Source organism: Sulfuricurvum sp. (assembly GCF_028681615.1).
Taxonomy (GTDB): domain Bacteria; phylum Campylobacterota; class Campylobacteria; order Campylobacterales; family Sulfurimonadaceae; genus Sulfuricurvum.
Window position 1 is genome coordinate 17989 of sequence record NZ_JAQUHV010000011.1, and the last position, 19933, is coordinate 37921.

Below are 19933 nucleotides of genomic sequence, written 5' to 3' on the forward strand. Positions count from 1 at the left end.
TTTATTTAAGTTTACTTCTATCCCATGGATCTACCGGATGTTCGCTATGAATCTCGTCGATAATCTCTTCAGTTTTTAAATGGTACACATCTTTATCAGGAGTAACACAAAAAACCTCAAATTGTTCCAAATGAGCATTTTGTTTGACAACTACTTCTTTTATCGATAAATCCATAGCAAATTTTCGGATAGCAACAACAGCCTTCATATCCTTGGTAGCGATTTTGACAATCAAGTCACCTTTATATCCAGAATACGTATTAATATCCTGAATATCATAGTCTAAAGCATATCGAATGATCTGTTTTCTTTCCGCTTGCATTGCCTCACCCTTTTTAACATATACTTCTTAACACCATTGTAGCGAATCTTGATTCAAATGAATATTATATTGCGTTTATGATATACTCCTTAGATACTCTATGATAAAGAAATTGAATAATGCCTCTCAAAACCCGCTTGGCGCAATTTGAATCATCTATCGCTTTCATGATGCCGTTACCATCCTCTAAGCTAGGGATCGTAACGGCCGAACATGAAATCTTTTTTTACAATATACTCACCGATACAAAAGAAAAGATACTCCATTTAAACGTCCCAAAACACTCCGAATTCCTTTATGCCTTTGATTCCAAACATATGCGGCTGGTATTCGGTTCAAAGGAAAGTAATGTTCTGCATATTGTTGACCTGAACCAAAAAAAGCTCCTCAACCGTTTTGAACTGGATCAACAATCCCCGACAGCCATCGCTTTTTCTCCCGACGGTTCTCATTTTGTGTGCGGTACGGATCAAGGCCGTGTTCTTTTATGGAGGTATGATACCAATACTCTGGTTTCCAGATTACACTCATTTCCCGAATACAGTTCGCTATACACAAAACCAAAAATAAACTTCGTTTCTGCCTTGGCATTTCATAATAATTTGCTTGCCAGTTCAGGGTATGGGGGAAACATCGTCGTCACGAATTATCGAAGTCAAACGCATACCCAACGGTTTCATCCCGGTCCGATGAAAAATCAGGCAATCGTCTTTTATAAAGATGCACTCATCAGTGGGAATCAAGACGGTGTTTTATTAAAGATTTCCCGAAATAAAAAATTTCCCAATCAAAGGGTTTCCACCTCTTTAGGCCCTATTGTCCACCTCTTGAACGTCGGGTCTACCCCCTATGTCCTGGCAGCATCTCAACAGCGTTCCCTAACCCTGATCAATATTGAAACGATGAAAGTTTTTAAAGAGCGCTATATTGAACTCGAATCTCCCATTACCTGGGTGTGTAAAGATGCCGACGAACATCTCTTTGTCGGAACACAAAACGGAGAACTCTATGAGTTTGATCTTCAACCGATCACTCAGCTGGATGCACTCATCGATTCAAATGCCTATGTGGAAGCCTATCGTTTTTGTGAAGAAGAACCGTTATTGCGGGAGAGCGAATCGTACAGGGTATTAGAATCCATCTTTGATAATGCAATGGAAAAAGCCAAATACGCATTAGAAAAGGGAAACATCGATCAGGCAAAAGAGTTTTTAGAACCTTTTAAAAGTGTCAAGTCCAAAGATATCGCACCGTTACTCAATGCATTCACTTACATTGAACGGCTCAAATTTCTGTTTGATAGCCGAAAGTTTTCCCCTTTTTACGGATTAGTTGAATCCACTCCGCTACTGCAAACAACTACCTTTTACAAACAAACGGAAAAAATTTGGACCGAGCGTTTTACAAAAGCACAAAAACTTGTTCTTCTCGGTAAAATAAAAGAGGCACAAAAGGAGCTTGAACCTTTCGCATCCGTAAACAGCAAACGCCCTATGATTCAACTTTTACTTCATCATTCAGATGTATTGAAAACCTATTCAAAAGCAATTCATGAGCGTGATTATCATCTTTTGAACCATTTGACCCAGCAGTATTCCATTTTGCGTAAACTCCCCTCATACACCCAACTGATCAACGAAGCGGGAGAGTTGGAAAACGCTATAATCGAAGCATTCAAAAATCAAGCTTTCGATCAGGCATCTTTATTGCTGCATGAACTGGGCAATATTGTCCAATACGAAGAAACATACACTCAGCTGAAAAAATTTTCAACTCAGGCATCCAATCTAAATCATGCCATTACCCATCAACAATGGCGTTCTGCCTATCATATACTCGATTCCTATCCTGAGCTGATGATTCTCCCTTGGGCACAGGAACTGGAATACAAATGGCAGGAAAAATTACTCTTGTGTGAAAAGTATGCCGTACGGGGTGATATTGTATCCATTAAAACAACGCTTGAAAATCTTATGAACCTTCCGGAGCGTTATGAGCGAATCGGAAATATTCTGCGAATGGCGTATCAAATACAGCTCAAAGTTTTGCAATCCAAAAAACAGACAACTTTTTCATCAGGAGTCGTCAATTATTGCAAATTATTCGGGGTCGACACTGAAATCCGTCATCTCTTAAAAAAGGCAAAAAAAGAGAACTTGGCAACGGAACTTGACCCTTCACAGCTGCATCTGCAAAAACGGGACGAATGGCTCCATAATCTGCAAAGTCTACCCGATCATATTGTTTGATTCATTTATTGTATACGGCAGGCAAATCTTCACTTTTTTTGGCTATTATAAAATATTCATATATTAGAGGAGAAGAGGAACAATGAAAATACGCCTGGCGATCACTATCCTATTCTCGGCCCTATGTGCATTCGGAAGAAGCGATGTTGAATCGATTGATCTCTCGCTTCAGTCGTTAGAAAGTAATGAATCCATCCTCGATACGGCGGTTTTGGACACGACATTGGATCATTATCGCGGAACCATAGCCTCTCTTTATAAACGCTATCAAGCAACACAAAATGATTTAAAGCCTATCGAAGCCAAATTCAGCGAAGCCGGAATTCCGCTCTTTTTTACAATGATCCCCTACTCAGAATCAAAATTCAACCCTCATGCTAAAGGATACAATACTGCCGGTTTGTGGCAATTCAGTAAACAAAGTGCCAAAAACTTCGGGCTTTCGGTCAAAAAAGGCAATGACGGACGACTTGATATTAATCGCTCTACCGATGCGGTCATCCGTTATATCAGAAGTCTTAAAAAAGAGTTTGGAACGTGGTATCTGGCTGATTTTGCATACGCTATGGGAGAGGGCAATCTCAAAGAACTCATCGAAAAAAATAAGAGCAAGAAAATATCGGTACTACTAAAAGATCCCCATTTTCCATCAGGGACAAAAGCCCATTTCGCGAAGACTCTTTTAATGGATGCAAAAATACATTATTCGAAAACGGATGAGGAAGTAAATAAGGATGAATAGATTTCCCGCTCTTTGAACGAGCGGAAAAAATGAAGTGATTAGAATCGATACCCGATTTTAACCTGTGCGCGATAATTATCAAGGTCTTCTTTATATCCGTCGGAGAGATCAGCTTTCTGAGTCCATTGATATCGAATATCGGCGCCCGTATACACCTCTTTGCTGATGTTATACTTCAAACCGGTTCCTGCCTGGAGAGTAAATACTGTATCGCTTTTTTGTGCTTTGGAAAAAATCACACCAAATCCCGGACCGAATCCCCACTCCACATTATTGCCTAAGCTAATGAGATAATAAGGGTTAAATTCGAGATTGGTCATCTCCAAACCGTCACTGTTAAAATGGTTCAACATGATTTGCTGTCGAAGGTTATCCCATGGAAGGGTGAACACGGGGCAGTCAAGAGAAATTTCTATCCCTACGGTAGCCCCCTCAGCATTTACATTTTTCAAGTTCATATATCCGGTAGAAAGCCCTACCTGTATGTTTGGACAAAAGTTATTGTCTAAAATCGGCAGAACCTTGAATTCTTTAGCAGTGACTGCCGATCCGAACATTAAAGACGTCATTAAAACGGCTTTTGTAACCATTGAAAACTTCATTCTCTCTCCTACTGCGGTTATTATAAGGAATTACTATAACATATAATCCATACAATAGTGGTTAAGTATGTGATAAAAGTGTGATGAAGAGAATGTAGCGTAATGATTTTTTCTAAAAAAGACTGGGAATATAGAAAAAGAGGGTGTCCCCCTCTTTGAATTCATGTTATCCGATATTGGTATAAACCGCTTGGACGTCATCGTCTTCTTCAAGCTTATCGATCAGTTTTTCGATATCCGCCATTTGCTCATCACTAAACTCTACCGGAGAGTTTGCGATACGCTCCAAGGCTGCACTATCGGGTGTGATCCCCATTTTTTCTAGTTCGGCGGATAAAGCTCCGAATGCGGTGTATTCACCGTAGACACTCACTTCGCCCTCTTCTTCTTCAATGCTTTCCAATCCAGCATCTATGAGTGCAAATTCGAGTTCTTCCAAATCCATAGCCGGTTTTGGAAATCGAAATACCGCTTTACGACTGAACATAAATTCCAATGAACCATTGTTGAGTGTTTCCCCTTTGGCACGACCGAAAATCGTTCGAACATTGGAAATAGTACGTGCATTGTTATCTGTAGCACACTCTACAAAAAACAAAGCACCGTGCGGCCCTTTGCCTTCGATATTCATTTCAGCCAATGAAATAGCATCTTTACCTGATGCCCGTTTGATTGCCGCATCGATATTGTCTTTTGGCATATTTTGCGCTTTGGCTGTCAAAATAGCAGTACGAAGTTTCGGATTCATATCGGGGTCTTCCCCACCCTCTTTTGCTGCCATCGTAATGATTTTACCCAGTTTTGGAAATACTCTCGACATATTTCCCCATCGCTTCATTTTTGCCGCTTTGCGATATTCAAACGCTCTTCCCATCCGGTATTCTCCTCTCGAAATAAACTCAAAAAATTATTGGAATTATATCTGCTTTAAATGATTAAGACAACGGCTGTTAATTACCATTATTTAACAAAACTATGTTATTCTTTCTTACTGAATAGTTCAAAATCTCAATAATACAATCAAAAGGATGGTGATTTATGAATTTGAAAAATCTGCTACGCCGTTTTTTTAAACATTTTTCATTAACACCTCTTTCACTCTCATTGATTTATATAACGGTTGGTTCATTATGGATTGTAATTTCAGGGTATTTAGTCAAATTATTCACTCAAAACCCGACTCTTATCTATGAATTGGAGTTACTAAAAGGGTTTCTCTTTGTATTTGCAACCGGTGCCGTTTTATATGTTTTGCTGAGACGCTGGCTCAATGATCTTCTTTCCATCAACACTCTCCTTACCAAAATTATCGATACCGCCCCTGTAAGAATTTTTTGGAAAAACAAAGAGCTTGAGTATTTGGGATGCAACACTGCATTCGCGAAAGATGCCGGAAAGAACTCACCTGAAGAAATAATCGGAAAAAATGATTACCAACTCAGCTGGAAAGAACAAGCCGAATTGTACCGCGCCGATGATCGCCACGTCATTGATGCGAGGGAGTTGAAACTCTCTTTTGAAGAACCTCAAACAACACCGGATGGGGGAAGGATCTGGCTTAGCACGTCGAAAGTCCCTCTCGTCAACCAATATGATGAAGTTATCGGCGTATTAGGAATCTATGACGATATCACCGAACGAAAAAATATTGAACTGGCTTTGCTAAGAGAAAAAACTGCTACGCAAAACTATCTCGATATAGTCGGCGTCATTATTCTGGTGCTCGACACCGATAAGAATGTCAAGCTTATCAACCAATACGGATGCGAAGTGATCGGATACTCAGCCGAAGAGATAATAGGGAAGAACTGGGTCGAACATTTTCTTCCGAAACGGTTCCAGACAAAAGTCGATGAAGTAGCCGATTCTCTAACGCAAGAACATAAAGAAAGAATTACCTATTTCGAAAATCCGATTCTCACCAAAAGCGGCGAAGAGAGGTTAATTGCTTGGCGTAACACATCACTTTTTGATGAGAAAGGAAATATCATCGGTCTTTTGACGTCGGGGGAAGACATTACCGAACGCAAAAAAGCCGAAATCAATCTGCGCGCAACCAAAGAACGTCTAAAATCCATTATCGCCAACGAACCTGAATGCGTCAAACTGATTTCACGCGAGGGGAAACTGCTCGAGATGAATCCGGCGGGATTAGCAATACTCGAAGCCGATACTCTTCAAGAAGCACAAAAACTTTCTATTTCCGATTATCTCCTCCCCGAATATCGCGCTGATTTTATGGCCCTTCACAACCGTATCATGCAGGGAGAAAAAGATAAATTCGAATTTGAGATCATCGGCCTCAAAGGGACACACAGATGGCTCGAAACCAATGCCGTTCCGATGCACGATTCCGAGGGGAATATCACCATGATGCTCGGAATTACCCGAGACATCACCGAACGTAAACGTAACGAAAGCGAACTCATCAAATTATCCCAAGCATTGGAACAAAGCCCGACATCTATCATTATCACCGATCTTAATGCTAATATCGAGTACGTCAACAAAGCCTTCAGTGAAATGACCGGATATACTCAATCAGAAGTGCTTGGCAAAAACCCCCGCTTTTTACAGTCTGACAAAACATCACCCGGTATTTATGTCAACATGTGGTCGAACTTAATAAAAGGAGAAATATGGAATGGAGAATTGGTTAACCGTAATAAAGACGGAAGCGAATATCTTCATTCCTTTAAAATTTCCCCGATTTTCGGAAAGGACAATCAAATCACCCATTATATGTCTTTAGCTGAAGACATAACCAAAAAAAAAGAGATCGAAAATAAAATACACTATCTGGCCAATTTTGATTCCCTAACAGGTTTACCAAATCGTGAACATATGAAAGAGCACTTTAACCACAATTTGAGTCTTTCTAAACGAAATAACCGGCACTTTGCTATCATATTTCTCGATCTTGATCATTTTAAAGAGATCAACGATTCTCTCGGGCATAGCTATGGTGATATACTGCTCCGAGACGTGAGCAAACGGCTTAAAGCTTCTATTAGAGAAGAAGACACTCTCTCCCGCTTGGGCGGTGATGAATTTATTTTACTCCTGCCTGATACCGACAGCATCGGTGCTGCTCAAGTTACCCAGAAGATTTTAGAAATCATTAGACCTGCTTTTTCTATCGAAAGTCACGAACTCTCTGTCACGGCCTCTCTCGGTATCGCCATTTACCCTGTAGACGGTACCAATATGGAACTGCTTCTGAAAAATGCCGACTCTGCTATGTATCGGGCAAAGCAAGAAGGGCGAGATACCTACTGCTTCTTTACAGAAGAAATGCAAAAGAGATCAACACGCAATCTTCTCTTGAACAATGCATTACGTCATGCTATCAATAACAACGAACTTTCTCTCGTCTATCAACCTCAATTTTCGTCTGCAAATCAAAAAATCATCGGGGCTGAAGCTCTCTTACGCTGGAATCATCCTGAATTTGGGATCATTTCCCCTATGGAATTTATCCCCATTGCCGAAAACAGCGGACTGATTTTATCGATAGGCGAATGGGTACTGCGCACTGCAATCAATCAAGCCAAACAATGGATGGATGAAGGATTGGAGCCGATTATAATGGCTGTCAATCTTTCGGCGATACAGTTTAAGTCGCCTAATTTGCCTTTTGTAATCGCCGAGATACTTCAAGATGTAGGATTAGCACCTGAATATCTCGAACTTGAATTAACTGAAAGTGTCGCGATGCACGATCCGCACAGAGCTATTACCATCATGAATGAGTTACATGAAAAAGGGATCCGAATGTCTATCGATGATTTCGGTACCGGATATTCATCCCTAAGCTATCTCAAAAAATTCAATATCTATAAACTGAAAATCGACCAATCCTTTGTTCGGGATATCAACGTCGATCCAGAAGACAAAGCAATCGTCGCAGCTATCATCAATATGGCAAAAAGTTTGGGACTTCTCACCATTGCCGAGGGAGTTGAGACGATTGCACAGCTGGAGTATCTAAGAGAGCAAGGATGCAATGAAATCCAAGGATACTATTTTTCAAAACCGCTTCCAAAAGAAGCGTTTGAACTATTTAGAGAGAAACACTCCGCATCCTCGATGATGTGAGTGATGCCAAAGAAACAACTAATCGTCGATAAAAACGATGTCGCTTTGGATATTGTTAAAGAGAAGCGAACGGTTATCGACTCGGTGCTGATACAAAAAAGTATGCGGTTTCATGTTACGCAATACGGTTGTATTGTAGTAATAGGCGTTTGAGCATCGTCCGATATACAAGAATGAAAAGAGCAGTTTAATACGCGGATTTTCGAAAATCTCATGCGGCTGAGTCAAGAAGGTAAGGCCGAATTTTTTGAGATTGACAAGGTCGAAAATATAGAAAATAAAGTCTTCGAATTTGGTATAGAACCCTTCCAAACTCGCGATTTCCTGCATGAAATAATAATAGTTTTCAAGTAACTCCCGTTTTTGCATCATTTGGGAAAGTTTACTTTTGATATCCCGTTTGCTGGCAAAAAAAGTTGGGCTTACCGCCATATAGATATTTTTACGCTCTGCAATGGCAATATCCAAAGCAGCATTGAACTCATTGCTCTCATCAAAACGCATGTAGTGAAAATCACTCCCGTGTTTAAAGCGCTCTTCAATCTGGTCGATGTCAGGATTTGAGAAATCAAGATACAGCGTCGGTAAACCGCTCGCTATGACAAACTCACGGATTTTATTGGCTAAATGCGTTTTACCCGAACCCGGTTCTGCCAAGATAAGAGTATTTTCACGCAATACGCGATCATGCAGCTCTAATTTTGCGATAGAACTTTTAAATTTTCCAATTATTCGTTTCATTGTCTAATCCAATCGTGATGTAAATCTAAGGGTCTAAGTATAGCCAATGCAAACAGATTTAGCCATAAAGCCAGAGAGTGTGTAGAGAATAGTGACGTATTATTGCCACTCTTCTTGCGTTATTGTAACATCTCCGCAATCACTGTGGATAGAGAGTTCTCCATCGCTGATATTGCACTGCAGCCGCATGGAGCGCTCGCATAGAGTCTCTATCCCCTCAGCATGCAGATGGATTACACGAAGATTTTTAAACCGCGCAAACGTAGAGCCGTATTGTTTCCACCATGCAACGGCACTTTTGGTGTTGTAGGTGTAGACGATCACCCTCTCGCTTCGTCCACATGCTTTGCGCAGCCGTTTCTCGTCCATCTGTCCCAGATCTATCCACAGCTCGATCTCACCTGCATAGTTTTTCTCCCATAATTCTGGTTCATCGTCTCCCCCGATCCCTTTGGTAATGACCATCCTATCACTCGCGTTGAGAGCAAATGCCGCAAGGCGGATCATGAGACGCTGATCGGTTTCTGAGGGGTGCTGGGCGATCGTAATTTCATGGGTTTCATAGTAGTTGCGATCCATATCGGCAATACTGAGTTGTGCTTTGTAGATCGTGGAACCTGCGGCCATAAGAACTCCCTTGTAAATGTGTGATTATGGCATAAGGGGACTTAGTTCATGGAAATGAGTGATTAAAGAAGGTTTCCCGCCGAAGCGGGGAAGAAAGGAAAAATAAGGTAATTACCCTTTGACTTTTGCTTCGATAGTAGCTACGATACTTGGATCTTCAAGCGTCGATATATCCTGAGTGATCGCATCACCTTTCGCGATTGAGCGAAGAATACGGCGCATGATTTTTCCTGAACGTGTTTTCGGCAAGCCCGGAACAAAAACGATGTCATCACAGATAGCGATGTTACCGATCTCTTTCATGATCACTTTATTGATCTCTTTGACCATCTCCATCTCTTCACCGACGGTGTCATCGCTTTTGAGGACGATGTAGGCGAAGATCCCCTCACCTTTGATATCGTGCGGTTTACCGACAACGGCAACTTCGGCGACGTTAGGGTGTTTTTTACATGCCGCTTCTACTTCTGCGGTTCCCATACGGTGACCGGAAACGTTGATAACGTCATCGGTACGTCCCGTTATCGTGATGTATCCCTCTTCGTCGTAGATCGCACCGTCACCGGTGAAGTAAACTGGTTTTCCGTCTTTTTTCACATCACCGAAGTACGATTTCACGAAACGCTCAGGATCGCCCCAGATACCGCGGATCATTGACGGCCAAGGACGGGTTACACACATATAACCGCCCTCTCCTGCCGGTACTTTCACACCCGTTTGAGGATCAAGGATCTCAGCGATGATCCCCGGTAACGGGAATGTTGCACACGCAGGTTTGATCGGAGTCGCACCCGGTAACGGAGATACGATATGTCCCCCCGTCTCAGTTTGCCAGTAGGTATCGACGATCGCACATTTACTTCCGCCGACTGCTTCGTAGTACCATTTCCACGCCGGAGGATCGATCGGTTCACCGACGGTTCCGAGGACTTTTAGGCTGCTAAGATCGTATTTTGCCGGCTCATCTTCACCCATTTTGTGCAATACGCGGATCGCAGTCGGAGCGGTGTAGAATTGGTTGATTTTGTATTCTTCGACCATTTTCCACGGACGTCCCGCGTCAGGGTACGTAGGCACCCCTTCAAACATTACCGTCGTCGCACCCATCGCCAACGGTCCGTAGACAATATAAGTATGTCCGGTAATCCAGCCGACGTCTGCCGTACACCAGTAGGTGTCGTTTTCTTTGACATCGAATACCCATTCCATCGTCATTTGTGCCCAAAGGATATATCCCGCAGAGTTATGTTGAACCCCTTTCGGTTTTCCGGTAGAACCTGATGTGTAGAGAAGGAAAAGAGGATCTTCCGCATCCATCACTTCCGCTTCACAAATGCTCGATTGTGACTTGATCAGTTCGTTGTAAGAGTAATCGCGTCCCGCTACCCATGTGATATCTTCGTTGTTTCTCTCGACTACGAGAACTTTCTCAACCGGAGATTTTTCATCGATTGCTTGATCAACAACCGGTTTGAGCATATACGGTTTATCTTTACGGAAAGCACCGTCTGCGGTGATAACCAATTTCGCTTCCGCATCTTCGATACGATCTTTTAACGCTTCAGATGAGAATCCGCCGAATACGATCGAGTGGATCGCACCGATACGGGCACATGCGAGCATTGCATACGCCGCTTCAGGGATCATCGGCATGTAGATAACAACGCGGTCACCTTTTTTGACATCGAACTCATTTTTGAGGAGATTTGCAAATTTATTAACATTGTAATAGAGCTCTAGATACGTAATGATTTGTTTATCACCACGGTCACCTTCGAAAATAATCGCCGCTTTGTTTTTACGGCTTGAGAGGTGACGGTCGATACATTGGTGAGCGACATTGAGTTTACCGTTCACAAACCATTTGTAAAACGGTGCGTTGCTTTCATCGAGAACTTGGGTATACGGTGAAAACCAGTCAATTTTTTCATTGGCAAAATGCCCCCAGAATCCTTCATAATCTTCATGTGCCCATGTTTGCAGATCATGATATTCACACATATTTTTGATACGGGCTTGCTTTGCAAACTCTCGGTTCGGGTGAAAAGTAGGTTTTACGGTATCGCTCATAGTTAAGGCTCCTTAGTGTAGTTTGTGTGTATGTTTTAGTTTTATATAGACCATTGCAGTCATAATTGCATCATTTAACGCATTGTGCTGACCCATTCTCGGGATATTTAAATCACGTAAGATTGTATCAAACCGTAAATCAATATTTCCTTGTGGGATAAGCTCAATTTTCTTATCGAAATAGAGTCCTGAAACTTCAATCTGTTTATTCGGCAAAGTTATGCCCAGCCACGGCTTGATGAGACGATTCATCATCGCCACGTCAAACTCCAGATAATAGCCCACCAGCGGGCGGTTTCCGATGAATTTCAAAAATTTTTCCACCCCTTCCAACGGCTCAATGGCATTCTCCAAATCGCACGGTCGGATATGGTGGATTTTTATACTTTCAGCACTGATTTCTCGTGAAGGTTTCATAAAAATTTCAAAACTCTCCGAGGTAAGGATGCGGTCACCTTTTATTTTAACCGCACCGATACTCAGTACTGCATCTTTTTTCGTATTAAGTCCTGTTGTTTCGGTATCAAATACCACCACTTCGTCCCCGTTATACGGGTCAAACATCCATTCATAGTTCGCATCTTTTAAAGAGCGTCGGTTCCATGAACGCTTGAGACTCTCGAACATCACACGACCATTCCCAAATGAAAATGATACGTAAGAAATTTTTTGAAGGTATTGACGATTTTAAACGAATCTTTGAGTAAATCCCGGTCTGCTTTCGTAAGCAATTTAGGATTGACGTAATTTTGAACGTCGCTAATCTGTTTTTGCGACAGAATAGAACGCAAGCGGATACTGAGCAGAGTATCATACGCTTCGATCAATTCACTGGCAAAGCGTTTATCGAACAAACCGATATTATTCAGTTCTTTGATCCGCTCAATCGTGTTAGTGGACTCAATTTTATGTTCAAGTGCCAACACACGAATACCGTGGACGATCGCAAAAATACCCCCTTTTTTGATATCGAGTTCACTTTCGTGTTCCGCTCGACCCAATACAAATCCGCCGATTAGGCTCAGAGGTGTTTCAAATGCCAAAACCACTTTTGCCAAATGAGCCATTACATCGTTACGCCCCTCAAATGAGTCAAATAGATACTCTCGACACTCGTGAAGCAATGCGGCATCTCCAGCCACACACTGAGCATCTACAAAGATCGATAAGCCCATCAAGCTCTCTTCGTTAAACGTTTCGACCCATTCGGAAATCATTTTTTTAAAGCCCGTAATAGAATGACGCCAATATGGGTTGGAAACCATAACATTACCGCTGCATTTAGGGAACCCCAACTCAAGCAGATAACGGTTTAGCTCCATCATATAAGGGATAAATAACGATTCGTCTACCCCGTCTCGGATAATCAGACCGTTATCCTGATCCGTTCGAAGCACCTGTTCACCGCGTCCTTCACTTCCCATAACGATCAAAGCACAATCGTTTTGCATCGACACGGGAACCACCATCTCAAAAACTTTTCGGTACAGCTTTGCATTAAGCTCGCTCACCAGTTTGGATACATAGCGTACGCGTACCCCCTTGGATGTCAATGACCGTACCAGATGGGTGAGCGAACGTTGTGCACTTTGAAGTTCATCGAGTGTGTTGGCACGCTCGATAGACGCTGCGATCAGATGGGTATGGTTGGCAAAATGGCTCAACAGATCGAGCTGTTCCAAAATCCCGACAATTTGATTCCCTTCCGTGACAACAAGCCGTTTTACTCCGTGCTTGGTAAAAAGGAGCAGTGCATTAAACAAAAAATCGCTTCGTTCGATCGTAAACAATCCGTACGTCGCAATTTCACCGATTGCATCTGCAGTGCTTTTCCCGCTCAAAAGGACACGTTCACGCAAATTGGTATCGGTTACGATACCGATCACTTCGTCATCACGAACCAAAATCACCTGTGCACCCTGATGGGCCATTTTCTGCAATGCCGCTATGATGCTCTCGGATGCATCTACAAAACACGGTGCATGCAGATAGATCTCATCGACACGGGAAACCATAAAGGGGGTAAGCTCATTTTGATGCTGACGCTCTTTTAGATTTTGGTGTTTGGTAATGAAATCTTGCATGAAGTAATTTTGGAACGGTTCGACGTCTTGAAGGAGGTTTAGAAAAGTTTCTTTCGGGAGTTCATAGCAGATAAGATCTTCGTCTACGATAAAGGTACTTTGAGTATTGCCGTAAATCAGGGAGTTCGCGTCAAAGCTGTCGCGCTCCCCATAAACGTTTTGGAGTTCACCATCCACGGTTTCATTGACAATACCTTTGATGATTATGTAGAGTGATTCCGCCCGTACCCTCGGAGCGATCAATACCGTCTCTTTGGGGTAATAGGCAATATCCATCTGGGTCATCAGTTTTTCGATCATCCTCTCACCTAAAAGGTCGAAAGGATGAATCGACATCAATAGTGCTTTTTGGTCAAATAGACTCAAAAGTAACTCCTGCAAAATAAGAAAACTCTGCCCCGAACGGGGCAAGCTTCAGTGCCATAGCGGCTAGCGCAGCACAAGGGATGTATTCCTTGTGCGTTCCATTTAGTGTTCAACAGCACCTTCAGCACCGATACCGGTTTGACTTCGGATGTATTGCGCTTCATATGCCTCAATTTCTCTGCGTGAATTATCACTTTTATCCGTAATCGAGAAGAACCAGATTCCGATAAATGCCGCACTTACTGAGAAGAGAGCCGGATATTTGTAAGGGAAAATAGCTTCCGCATTCCCTAAAAAGTCAACCCATACGGTCGGTCCGAGGATAACCAAAATTGCTGCTGTCAACAATCCGATTGATCCACCCAGCAATGCACCGCGAGTGGTAAGTTTTGACCAATACATAGAGAGGAACAAAATCGGGAAGTTTGCACTTGCAGCAACTGCAAACGCCAATCCGACCATGAACGCAATATTTTGCTTTTCAAATGCGATACCGAGATAGATCGCAACGATTCCCAAAACAATTGTAGCGATTTTAGAAACTTTCATTTCCATCAACCCATCTGTTTTACCTTTTTTGATAACACTTGCATAAAGGTCATGCGAAATCGCTGATGCCCCTGCCAATGTAAGACCGGAAACAACCGCAAGAATTGTTGCAAACGCTACCGCAGAGATAAATCCGAGGAAGAAGTCGCCGCCAACTGCATGCGATAGGTGAATCGCCGCCATATTATCACCGCCGAGGATTGGGAAACCGCCGTCTGTCGCTTGTTTAGCAAGATCAAGATATTGTGGATTTTTGAATACCATAACGATCGCACCGAAACCGATGATGAACGTCAAGATATAGAAATACCCGATAAATCCTGTCGCATAGAAAACCGATTTACGTGCTTCTTTTGCATCACTTACGGTGAAAAAGCGCATAAGGATATGCGGAAGTCCAGCCGTACCGAACATCAACGCAATACCGAGTGAAATCGCCGAAATCGGATCACTGACAAGTTTACCAGGAGCCATAATAGTCTGATCTTTCATACTGACCGCAGTCGAGAACAAGGTTTCAAAGTTGAAGTTATAGTGCGCCATAACCGCAACCGCCATAAACGTCGCACCTGAGAGGAGCAAGAACGCTTTGATGATTTGAACCCATGTCGTCGCCAACATCCCACCGAATGTTACGTAGAGGATCATCAATACACCGACAAGGATAACCGCCACTTCATAATCCAAACCGAAAAGAAGCTGAATCAATTTTCCTGCCCCAACCATTTGAGCGATCAAATACAAAATAACCGTTAAGATCGACCCGAATGCCGCCAAAGTACGGATAGGGGTTTGTTGGAGACGGTATGACGCAACGTCTGCAAAGGTGTATTTACCAAGGTTACGGAGCTGTTCAGCCACCATAAACAAGATAATCGGCCATCCGACCAAGAATCCGATAGAGTAGATCAAACCATCATACCCTTTACCGTAAACGAGAGCCGAAATCCCCAAAAACGATGCCGCAGACATATAGTCTCCCGCAATCGCCATACCGTTTTGAAAACCGGTAATACCGCCGCCGGCAGTATAGAAATCTTTTGCTGTTTTGGTACGTTTTGCCGCCCAATAAGTGATCCCCAATGTCGCTCCGACAAAGATAACGAACATGATAATGGCAGACATGTTAAGTGGTTGTTTTTCAACCGCGCCCGTTAATGCCTCACCGGCAAACGCAGCGACAGAGAAAAGAGCTAATAATAACGCTTTCATCACTCTCCCTTTGCTTTAGCTTTAATTTTAGCGGTCAATTCATCGAACTCACCGTTAGCACGTCGTACATAAATTCCTGTCAATACAAATGCGATAACGATTACAGCCACCCCTACCGGAATTCCGACTGTAGTGACAGCACCTGCTGAGAGCTGCGCACCCAAGATTGACGGATCAAACGCAATCGTCAATACAAAGCCAAAATAAATAACCAACATCACGATTGTCAATGTCCACGCAAATGAAGTGCGTGTTTTGACAAGATGTAAAAAATCAGGATCGTTTTTAATACGATCGACCATCTCTTGTTTCATAATTCAACCTCCTTTAAAAGTTATAGTTTGCAATAAAGCGGTATTCATCCCAACCGGTGCCGACAGTCGCAGTCTCTTTGAAATCACGCGGGAAATTTCCACGGAAACGAAGCTGAAGGTTTTTAACGGCTTCAGGAGAATAGATAAAATCAAATCCTGCTTCAGTAGCTGTCCATGCATGTCCAACTGAATAGCCGTTTAGCGCATCCATATCAAATGAGGTGTAATAAACACCTGTATTCAGATTCACGCCCATATCTTTCCAGTTATAGCTTCCTGCAACTTTCCAAGCATCGGTTCCCGCCATAAATTGATGACGTGTTACCATCCCCTGCGTATATGCCGGCATACCGCCCCATGGAGTGATGGTTCCGCCGTTGATAGCAGCTGATGAGTCCTTGCTATTTTGTGAAACCGCTGCATAAAGGTCAAAATTAGCTACTTTTACCCCTGCTTTTGCAGCTATAAAATCACTATTTACTTTAGTAGCGTAACTGCTGCCGACATCATCTTCTTTGATGTATTGAGCCGCTACATACGGTGCTACACCGCTTTTATATGACCATCCATAGTTTGCTTCAGCATAGATCGCATTAAGAATATCATGAGCATAATAATCCCAAAGCTGAAGTTTCAATCCCGGAATACCTGAATAGATTGCCGCTGCAACACTTACGCCGTCTGTATTTTTACCGATAGCATATTCACCCATATTCGTAAATGTGCCAACCATGCTGGTTGCGCCTGCTAAACCGCTGTAACCAGAAGTCAGAGACAATGCTGCCGGTTGATTATTATATGCATTAGCAAAGGTTCCCGCTGCAAATTTTGTCACATGCGCTGCGATCAAAGTGGTGTCTTTCACATCCGTGTTGCTCAACACATACGCTTCAAAAAGGTTTGGAAGCATACGAGCATCATCCGATCCCGCAAGAGGGGTATCAAGTTTTTGACGTCCGGCTTTAAATGCAGTATTGCCGTTTTTATATTGAAGATATGCTTCACCCAAATAGGTTTCATTATCTCCGTTTGAACCGAATAAAGTAGTATCGTTTTCACCCGCAACTGAACTTTTACTATCTAATTTATTGGTCGTATAAAATGCTGCTCCAGCACTGAGACCGTAGAATGAACCGGTTTCGTATTTTAAATAACCGCCAAGAGAAAGACCATCCCGATGAACACCAGGGGAATAGTCGCGATCAATATAAAAAGCACGGATTTGTCCGCTTGCTTTTCCTTCTTTAAACATTCCTGCCAAATCATCGGCTGCAAAAGCGTTCACCACCAAAGCTGACGCTAAAAGCGATAGAGATACTGTACCTCTCATTCTCACTCCTTCATAAGTTTTTCACACTGCCATTATGTAAACGAAACGTAGCAAGAACGTAGCATTTGTAAAATTAGAAAAATTTATCCGAATGAATTGCCTGAAAAAGGAGATTGTGTGTAAAAAAGTAACTTCAATAGTTACGTGGGATATCGATCATGTAACCTAACGCGCGAATATTTTGAATGAAATCTTCTTTGAGGATTTTTTTTAAACGGCTCACTTCAGCGCGGATTGTCGGGTTATCCACGTACTCTTCGTCCCATACATAGGAGCGGAATTGATCAAAATCGACCACTCTGCCGCGATTGCGTGCGAGAAGATCGATAATTTGAAGTTGACGCTTTGTTAGAGTCTGTGTTACGTTATCACACATCAATGTCGAAGTGGAAACATCGTATCCGTAACTTTTCGAAAGGCGCAAATGATTCTGAGGAGTTGCACAGCTTTGCATCACTTTATCGATACGAAGCGACAGTTCTTTAAGGTGAAACGGTTTTTTCAGATAATCGTAGCATCCTAAATCATACGCGCGGCTGATCCCCTCGATATCGACCAGTGCACTGATATAGATTGCGGGAGGGCGGATTTTAAGCATATGCAGCTGTTCGAGTAGATCTAGTCCGTCTATTCCGGGGACATTAATATCCAAAATCAGCAGATCGAATGTCTCCTGTTTGAGCGTCTCAAGGGCTTCATATCCATCAAAAAAGAGTGTGACACGATGACCCAATGCCAACAAATATTCATGAATCGCTTCACTGAGCATTTGTTCGTCTTCAAGCAGAAGTATTTTCACCGTTCCCCTTTTTAAAATGATACTCGAAACGGGTCAACTCATTGTCGGAAACAATTCTGATCTCCACTCCGTCTTCATCGCAGATCGATTTCACCAGACTCAGCCCCAACCCGAAACCGTCTGTTTTTTTACGTTCCCTATAGTATGCCTCAAAAATCTTTTGGGAATCATGAATTTTTTGGGACCGGCTCTCCACCCAAAAAAGGCACTTTGACGTATCGCATTCTACACCTACTCGAATTTCTTCACCGTTTTTAGTGTATTTGATTGCATTGGTAATATTATTATCGATAACACGCTGCAATTTGGTTTCATTAAACATGATCCAAGCCGAAAACTCAGGCCTATTGTATACGAATGTAAGGTTTGAGAAATGGGCAACCTCATCGAAAAATTCAAGCCGTTTTTCAACATATTCACCCAAATCGACAGGACGTGCAGGATAATCGATCTGATCTTTTTTGACCAAATAGCTCAAATCATCGTAAATACTGAAAATGTTTTTAACCGCGGCCTCAATCTTGGCCAAATAACGGTTACGCCCCTCGTTCATCGAAAACAGCTCGATATTTGCCATAATAACAGAGAGAGGCGTATGGGTCTCATGAATGGCATAACGGATAAACTGTTTGTGCGAATCGAGCAATCCTTGTGAAAATTTTTGCTCCGCTTCGAGGGCATCGTTTTTAATCTGCAATGCCTGAGTCTTTAGCCGTACCCGCTCTTCCAAACTGGTATTGAGCTGCTGTAAGGACTCTTTTTGCTCTTGCATGGTCGATGCCATCTCATTGGCATAACCCGCCATTTTTTTGAACTCGCTGAAATAGAGATCATTGGGATCTATCGGTTCCGTTCGATCCCGAACCGATTCAAAAAACTCTAAAAAGCGTTCCATATCCCGTGCAATCATACTGTTGACGATTTTTGAGATACCGACGATAAAACCAAACAGTATCAATGCCAGAGTCGAAATCTCCAGCACTATTTTGATCAAACGCCCTTTAATCGCACTGTGGCTTAACGCATGCGGCTTAGTAATATTCATCTCATTATTTGAATACGTTTCTAAATGAACGGTTTTTTCAAATCCCTTGTATTCATCATAAATCAGCAGTGAAGAAAAAATTACGGTGAAAAGCAAAATAAAAACGATGGTATAAAAATGAAATTCACGTAATGAAATACGTGATAAACGCCGTTGCAACCAAGATTCCACTCTGCATACACCCCAAATTAAAATGAGCTATTATAACCCATTACCATTTTATAGTTAAGATTGTTCCACTATAATTTCAAAAAATTCCCTCAAGGATCATATTCATGTTCGGACGCAAAGAACTTAAAACCTACACCCCTACAGCCGAAGAATTGGCAAGCTACCAATGGGCAAAAATGACCACTGCAAAAGGGGTTATGTGGATCAAATTGTATAACGATGAGACTCCAAACACCGTTGCAAACTTCGCTGCACTTGTAAACGACGGGTACTACAACGGCCTTAACTTTCACCGTGTAATCCCTGGATTCATGGCTCAGGGCGGATGTCCTCACGGTACAGGTACAGGCGGTCCGGGTTGGGCTATTCCGTGTGAAACATCACTCAATAAACACCGTCACGTCAAAGGAACTCTTTCTATGGCGCATGCAGGACCAAACACCGGCGGAAGCCAATTCTTCATCTGTTTCGTAAACTGCCCTCACCTTGACGGCGTGCACACCGTATTCGGCGGAATCGAAGCAGACGATGCAGAATCAATGGCAGTTCTTGACAGTATCCAAATGCGCGACATCATTGAAAAAGTCGAAATTTTGGCTGAGAAAAACTAAA

17 protein-coding genes are annotated in these 19933 nt (G+C 42.5%); 4 read left to right on the plus strand and 13 right to left on the minus strand.

All coding sequences use genetic code 11. From position 1 onward, the window contains the following. Position 1 precedes the first annotated feature (1 nt). The gene (locus tag PHE37_RS10065; protein ID WP_299995592.1) at positions 2-322 is read right to left on the minus strand and encodes a hypothetical protein; all 321 of its coding nucleotides are present in this window, start codon (positions 320-322) and stop codon (positions 2-4) included. A 119-nt stretch (positions 323-441) separates the two neighbouring features. On the opposite strand from PHE37_RS10065, the gene PHE37_RS10070 reads away from it, so the two are divergent. Then, entirely contained in the window at positions 442-2571 is a 2130-nt protein-coding gene (locus PHE37_RS10070; RefSeq protein WP_300008561.1) for a WD40 repeat domain-containing protein, read from the plus strand. A gap of 82 nt (positions 2572-2653) precedes the next feature. Then, entirely contained in the window at positions 2654-3313 is a 660-nt protein-coding gene (locus PHE37_RS10075; RefSeq protein ID WP_299997192.1) for a lytic transglycosylase domain-containing protein, read from the plus strand. A gap of 38 nt (positions 3314-3351) precedes the next feature. Here the strand turns inward: PHE37_RS10075 and PHE37_RS10080 are convergent, their stop codons facing one another. Further along, a complete protein-coding gene (locus tag PHE37_RS10080) occupies positions 3352-3915 on the minus strand; it encodes an outer membrane beta-barrel protein (protein ID WP_299997190.1) in 564 nt (187 codons plus the stop codon). A gap of 166 nt (positions 3916-4081) precedes the next feature. Then, the gene (locus tag PHE37_RS10085; protein ID WP_299997188.1) at positions 4082-4789 is read right to left on the minus strand and encodes a YebC/PmpR family DNA-binding transcriptional regulator; all 708 of its coding nucleotides are present in this window, start codon (positions 4787-4789) and stop codon (positions 4082-4084) included. A gap of 164 nt (positions 4790-4953) precedes the next feature. Here PHE37_RS10085 and PHE37_RS10090 point away from each other — a divergent pair, with 164 nt between their 5' ends. Continuing rightward, positions 4954-8013: an EAL domain-containing protein gene (locus PHE37_RS10090; protein WP_299997186.1), complete on the plus strand. Its 3060-nt coding sequence runs from the start codon at positions 4954-4956 to the stop codon at positions 8011-8013. Between the two features lie 18 nt (positions 8014-8031). Here the strand turns inward: PHE37_RS10090 and PHE37_RS10095 are convergent, their stop codons facing one another. From PHE37_RS10095 to PHE37_RS10140, 10 genes are all read right to left on the minus strand, one after another. Next, complete coding sequence (locus PHE37_RS10095; RefSeq protein ID WP_299997184.1) at positions 8032-8754, minus strand: ATP-binding protein; 723 nt, start codon at positions 8752-8754, stop codon at positions 8032-8034. A 99-nt stretch (positions 8755-8853) separates the two neighbouring features. Further along, positions 8854-9381 carry a YaeQ family protein gene (locus PHE37_RS10100; RefSeq protein WP_299997182.1) on the minus strand — a complete coding sequence of 176 codons (528 nt, stop codon included), beginning with the start codon at positions 9379-9381 and terminating at the stop codon, positions 8854-8856. Between the two features lie 111 nt (positions 9382-9492). Continuing rightward, entirely contained in the window at positions 9493-11451 is a 1959-nt protein-coding gene (gene acs / locus PHE37_RS10105) for an acetate--CoA ligase (protein ID WP_300008563.1), read from the minus strand. A gap of 12 nt (positions 11452-11463) precedes the next feature. Further along, positions 11464-12078, minus strand: a complete 615-nt coding sequence (locus PHE37_RS10110; protein ID WP_299993444.1) for a 3'-5' exonuclease — start codon at positions 12076-12078, stop codon at positions 11464-11466. Then, on the minus strand, positions 12078-13901 hold the full coding sequence (locus PHE37_RS10115; RefSeq protein WP_299993445.1) for a putative nucleotidyltransferase substrate binding domain-containing protein: 1824 nt from the start codon (positions 13899-13901) through the stop codon (positions 12078-12080). Before PHE37_RS10115 ends, PHE37_RS10110 begins: the two co-directional genes overlap by 1 nt. A gap of 102 nt (positions 13902-14003) precedes the next feature. Further along, positions 14004-15662 carry a cation acetate symporter gene (locus PHE37_RS10120; RefSeq protein ID WP_299993447.1) on the minus strand — a complete coding sequence of 553 codons (1659 nt, stop codon included), beginning with the start codon at positions 15660-15662 and terminating at the stop codon, positions 14004-14006. Continuing rightward, entirely contained in the window at positions 15662-15976 is a 315-nt protein-coding gene (locus tag PHE37_RS10125; RefSeq protein WP_299993448.1) for a DUF485 domain-containing protein, read from the minus strand. Before PHE37_RS10125 ends, PHE37_RS10120 begins: the two co-directional genes overlap by 1 nt. 13 nt (positions 15977-15989) lie before the next feature. Then, positions 15990-17306 carry an OprD family outer membrane porin gene (locus PHE37_RS10130; RefSeq protein ID WP_299993449.1) on the minus strand — a complete coding sequence of 439 codons (1317 nt, stop codon included), beginning with the start codon at positions 17304-17306 and terminating at the stop codon, positions 15990-15992. A 133-nt stretch (positions 17307-17439) separates the two neighbouring features. Continuing rightward, a complete protein-coding gene (locus PHE37_RS10135; protein WP_299993451.1) occupies positions 17440-18105 on the minus strand; it encodes a response regulator transcription factor in 666 nt (221 codons plus the stop codon). Then, positions 18086-19309 (minus strand): HAMP domain-containing sensor histidine kinase, encoded by a 1224-nt coding sequence (locus tag PHE37_RS10140; protein ID WP_299993452.1) that lies wholly within the window; start codon positions 19307-19309, stop codon positions 18086-18088. The genes PHE37_RS10135 and PHE37_RS10140 overlap by 20 nt, the downstream gene beginning before the upstream one ends. 116 nt (positions 19310-19425) lie before the next feature. Here PHE37_RS10140 and PHE37_RS10145 point away from each other — a divergent pair, with 116 nt between their 5' ends. Further along, positions 19426-19932: a peptidylprolyl isomerase gene (locus PHE37_RS10145; RefSeq protein ID WP_299993453.1), complete on the plus strand. Its 507-nt coding sequence runs from the start codon at positions 19426-19428 to the stop codon at positions 19930-19932. Position 19933 lies beyond the last annotated feature (1 nt).

Excerpts from the sequence above, each read along its gene's own strand:
- PHE37_RS10110 (WP_299993444.1), bottom strand. The coding sequence starts at position 12,078 with ATGTTCGAGAGTCTCAAGCGTTCATGGAACCGACGCTCTTTAAAAGAT.
- PHE37_RS10065 (WP_299995592.1), bottom strand. The coding sequence starts at position 322 with ATGCAAGCGGAAAGAAAACAGATCATTCGATATGCTTTAGACTATGAT.
- PHE37_RS10070 (WP_300008561.1), top strand. The coding sequence starts at position 442 with ATGCCTCTCAAAACCCGCTTGGCGCAATTTGAATCATCTATCGCTTTC.
- PHE37_RS10100 (WP_299997182.1), bottom strand. The coding sequence starts at position 9,381 with ATGGCCGCAGGTTCCACGATCTACAAAGCACAACTCAGTATTGCCGAT.
- acs (WP_300008563.1), bottom strand. The coding sequence starts at position 11,451 with ATGAGCGATACCGTAAAACCTACTTTTCACCCGAACCGAGAGTTTGCA.
- PHE37_RS10120 (WP_299993447.1), bottom strand. The coding sequence starts at position 15,662 with ATGAAAGCGTTATTATTAGCTCTTTTCTCTGTCGCTGCGTTTGCCGGT.
- PHE37_RS10090 (WP_299997186.1), top strand. The coding sequence starts at position 4,954 with ATGAATTTGAAAAATCTGCTACGCCGTTTTTTTAAACATTTTTCATTA.
- PHE37_RS10145 (WP_299993453.1), top strand. The coding sequence starts at position 19,426 with ATGTTCGGACGCAAAGAACTTAAAACCTACACCCCTACAGCCGAAGAA.
- PHE37_RS10075 (WP_299997192.1), top strand. The coding sequence starts at position 2,654 with ATGAAAATACGCCTGGCGATCACTATCCTATTCTCGGCCCTATGTGCA.
- PHE37_RS10085 (WP_299997188.1), bottom strand. The coding sequence starts at position 4,789 with ATGGGAAGAGCGTTTGAATATCGCAAAGCGGCAAAAATGAAGCGATGG.
- PHE37_RS10125 (WP_299993448.1), bottom strand. The coding sequence starts at position 15,976 with ATGAAACAAGAGATGGTCGATCGTATTAAAAACGATCCTGATTTTTTA.
- PHE37_RS10095 (WP_299997184.1), bottom strand. The coding sequence starts at position 8,754 with ATGAAACGAATAATTGGAAAATTTAAAAGTTCTATCGCAAAATTAGAG.
- PHE37_RS10080 (WP_299997190.1), bottom strand. The coding sequence starts at position 3,915 with ATGAAGTTTTCAATGGTTACAAAAGCCGTTTTAATGACGTCTTTAATG.
- PHE37_RS10130 (WP_299993449.1), bottom strand. The coding sequence starts at position 17,306 with ATGAGAGGTACAGTATCTCTATCGCTTTTAGCGTCAGCTTTGGTGGTG.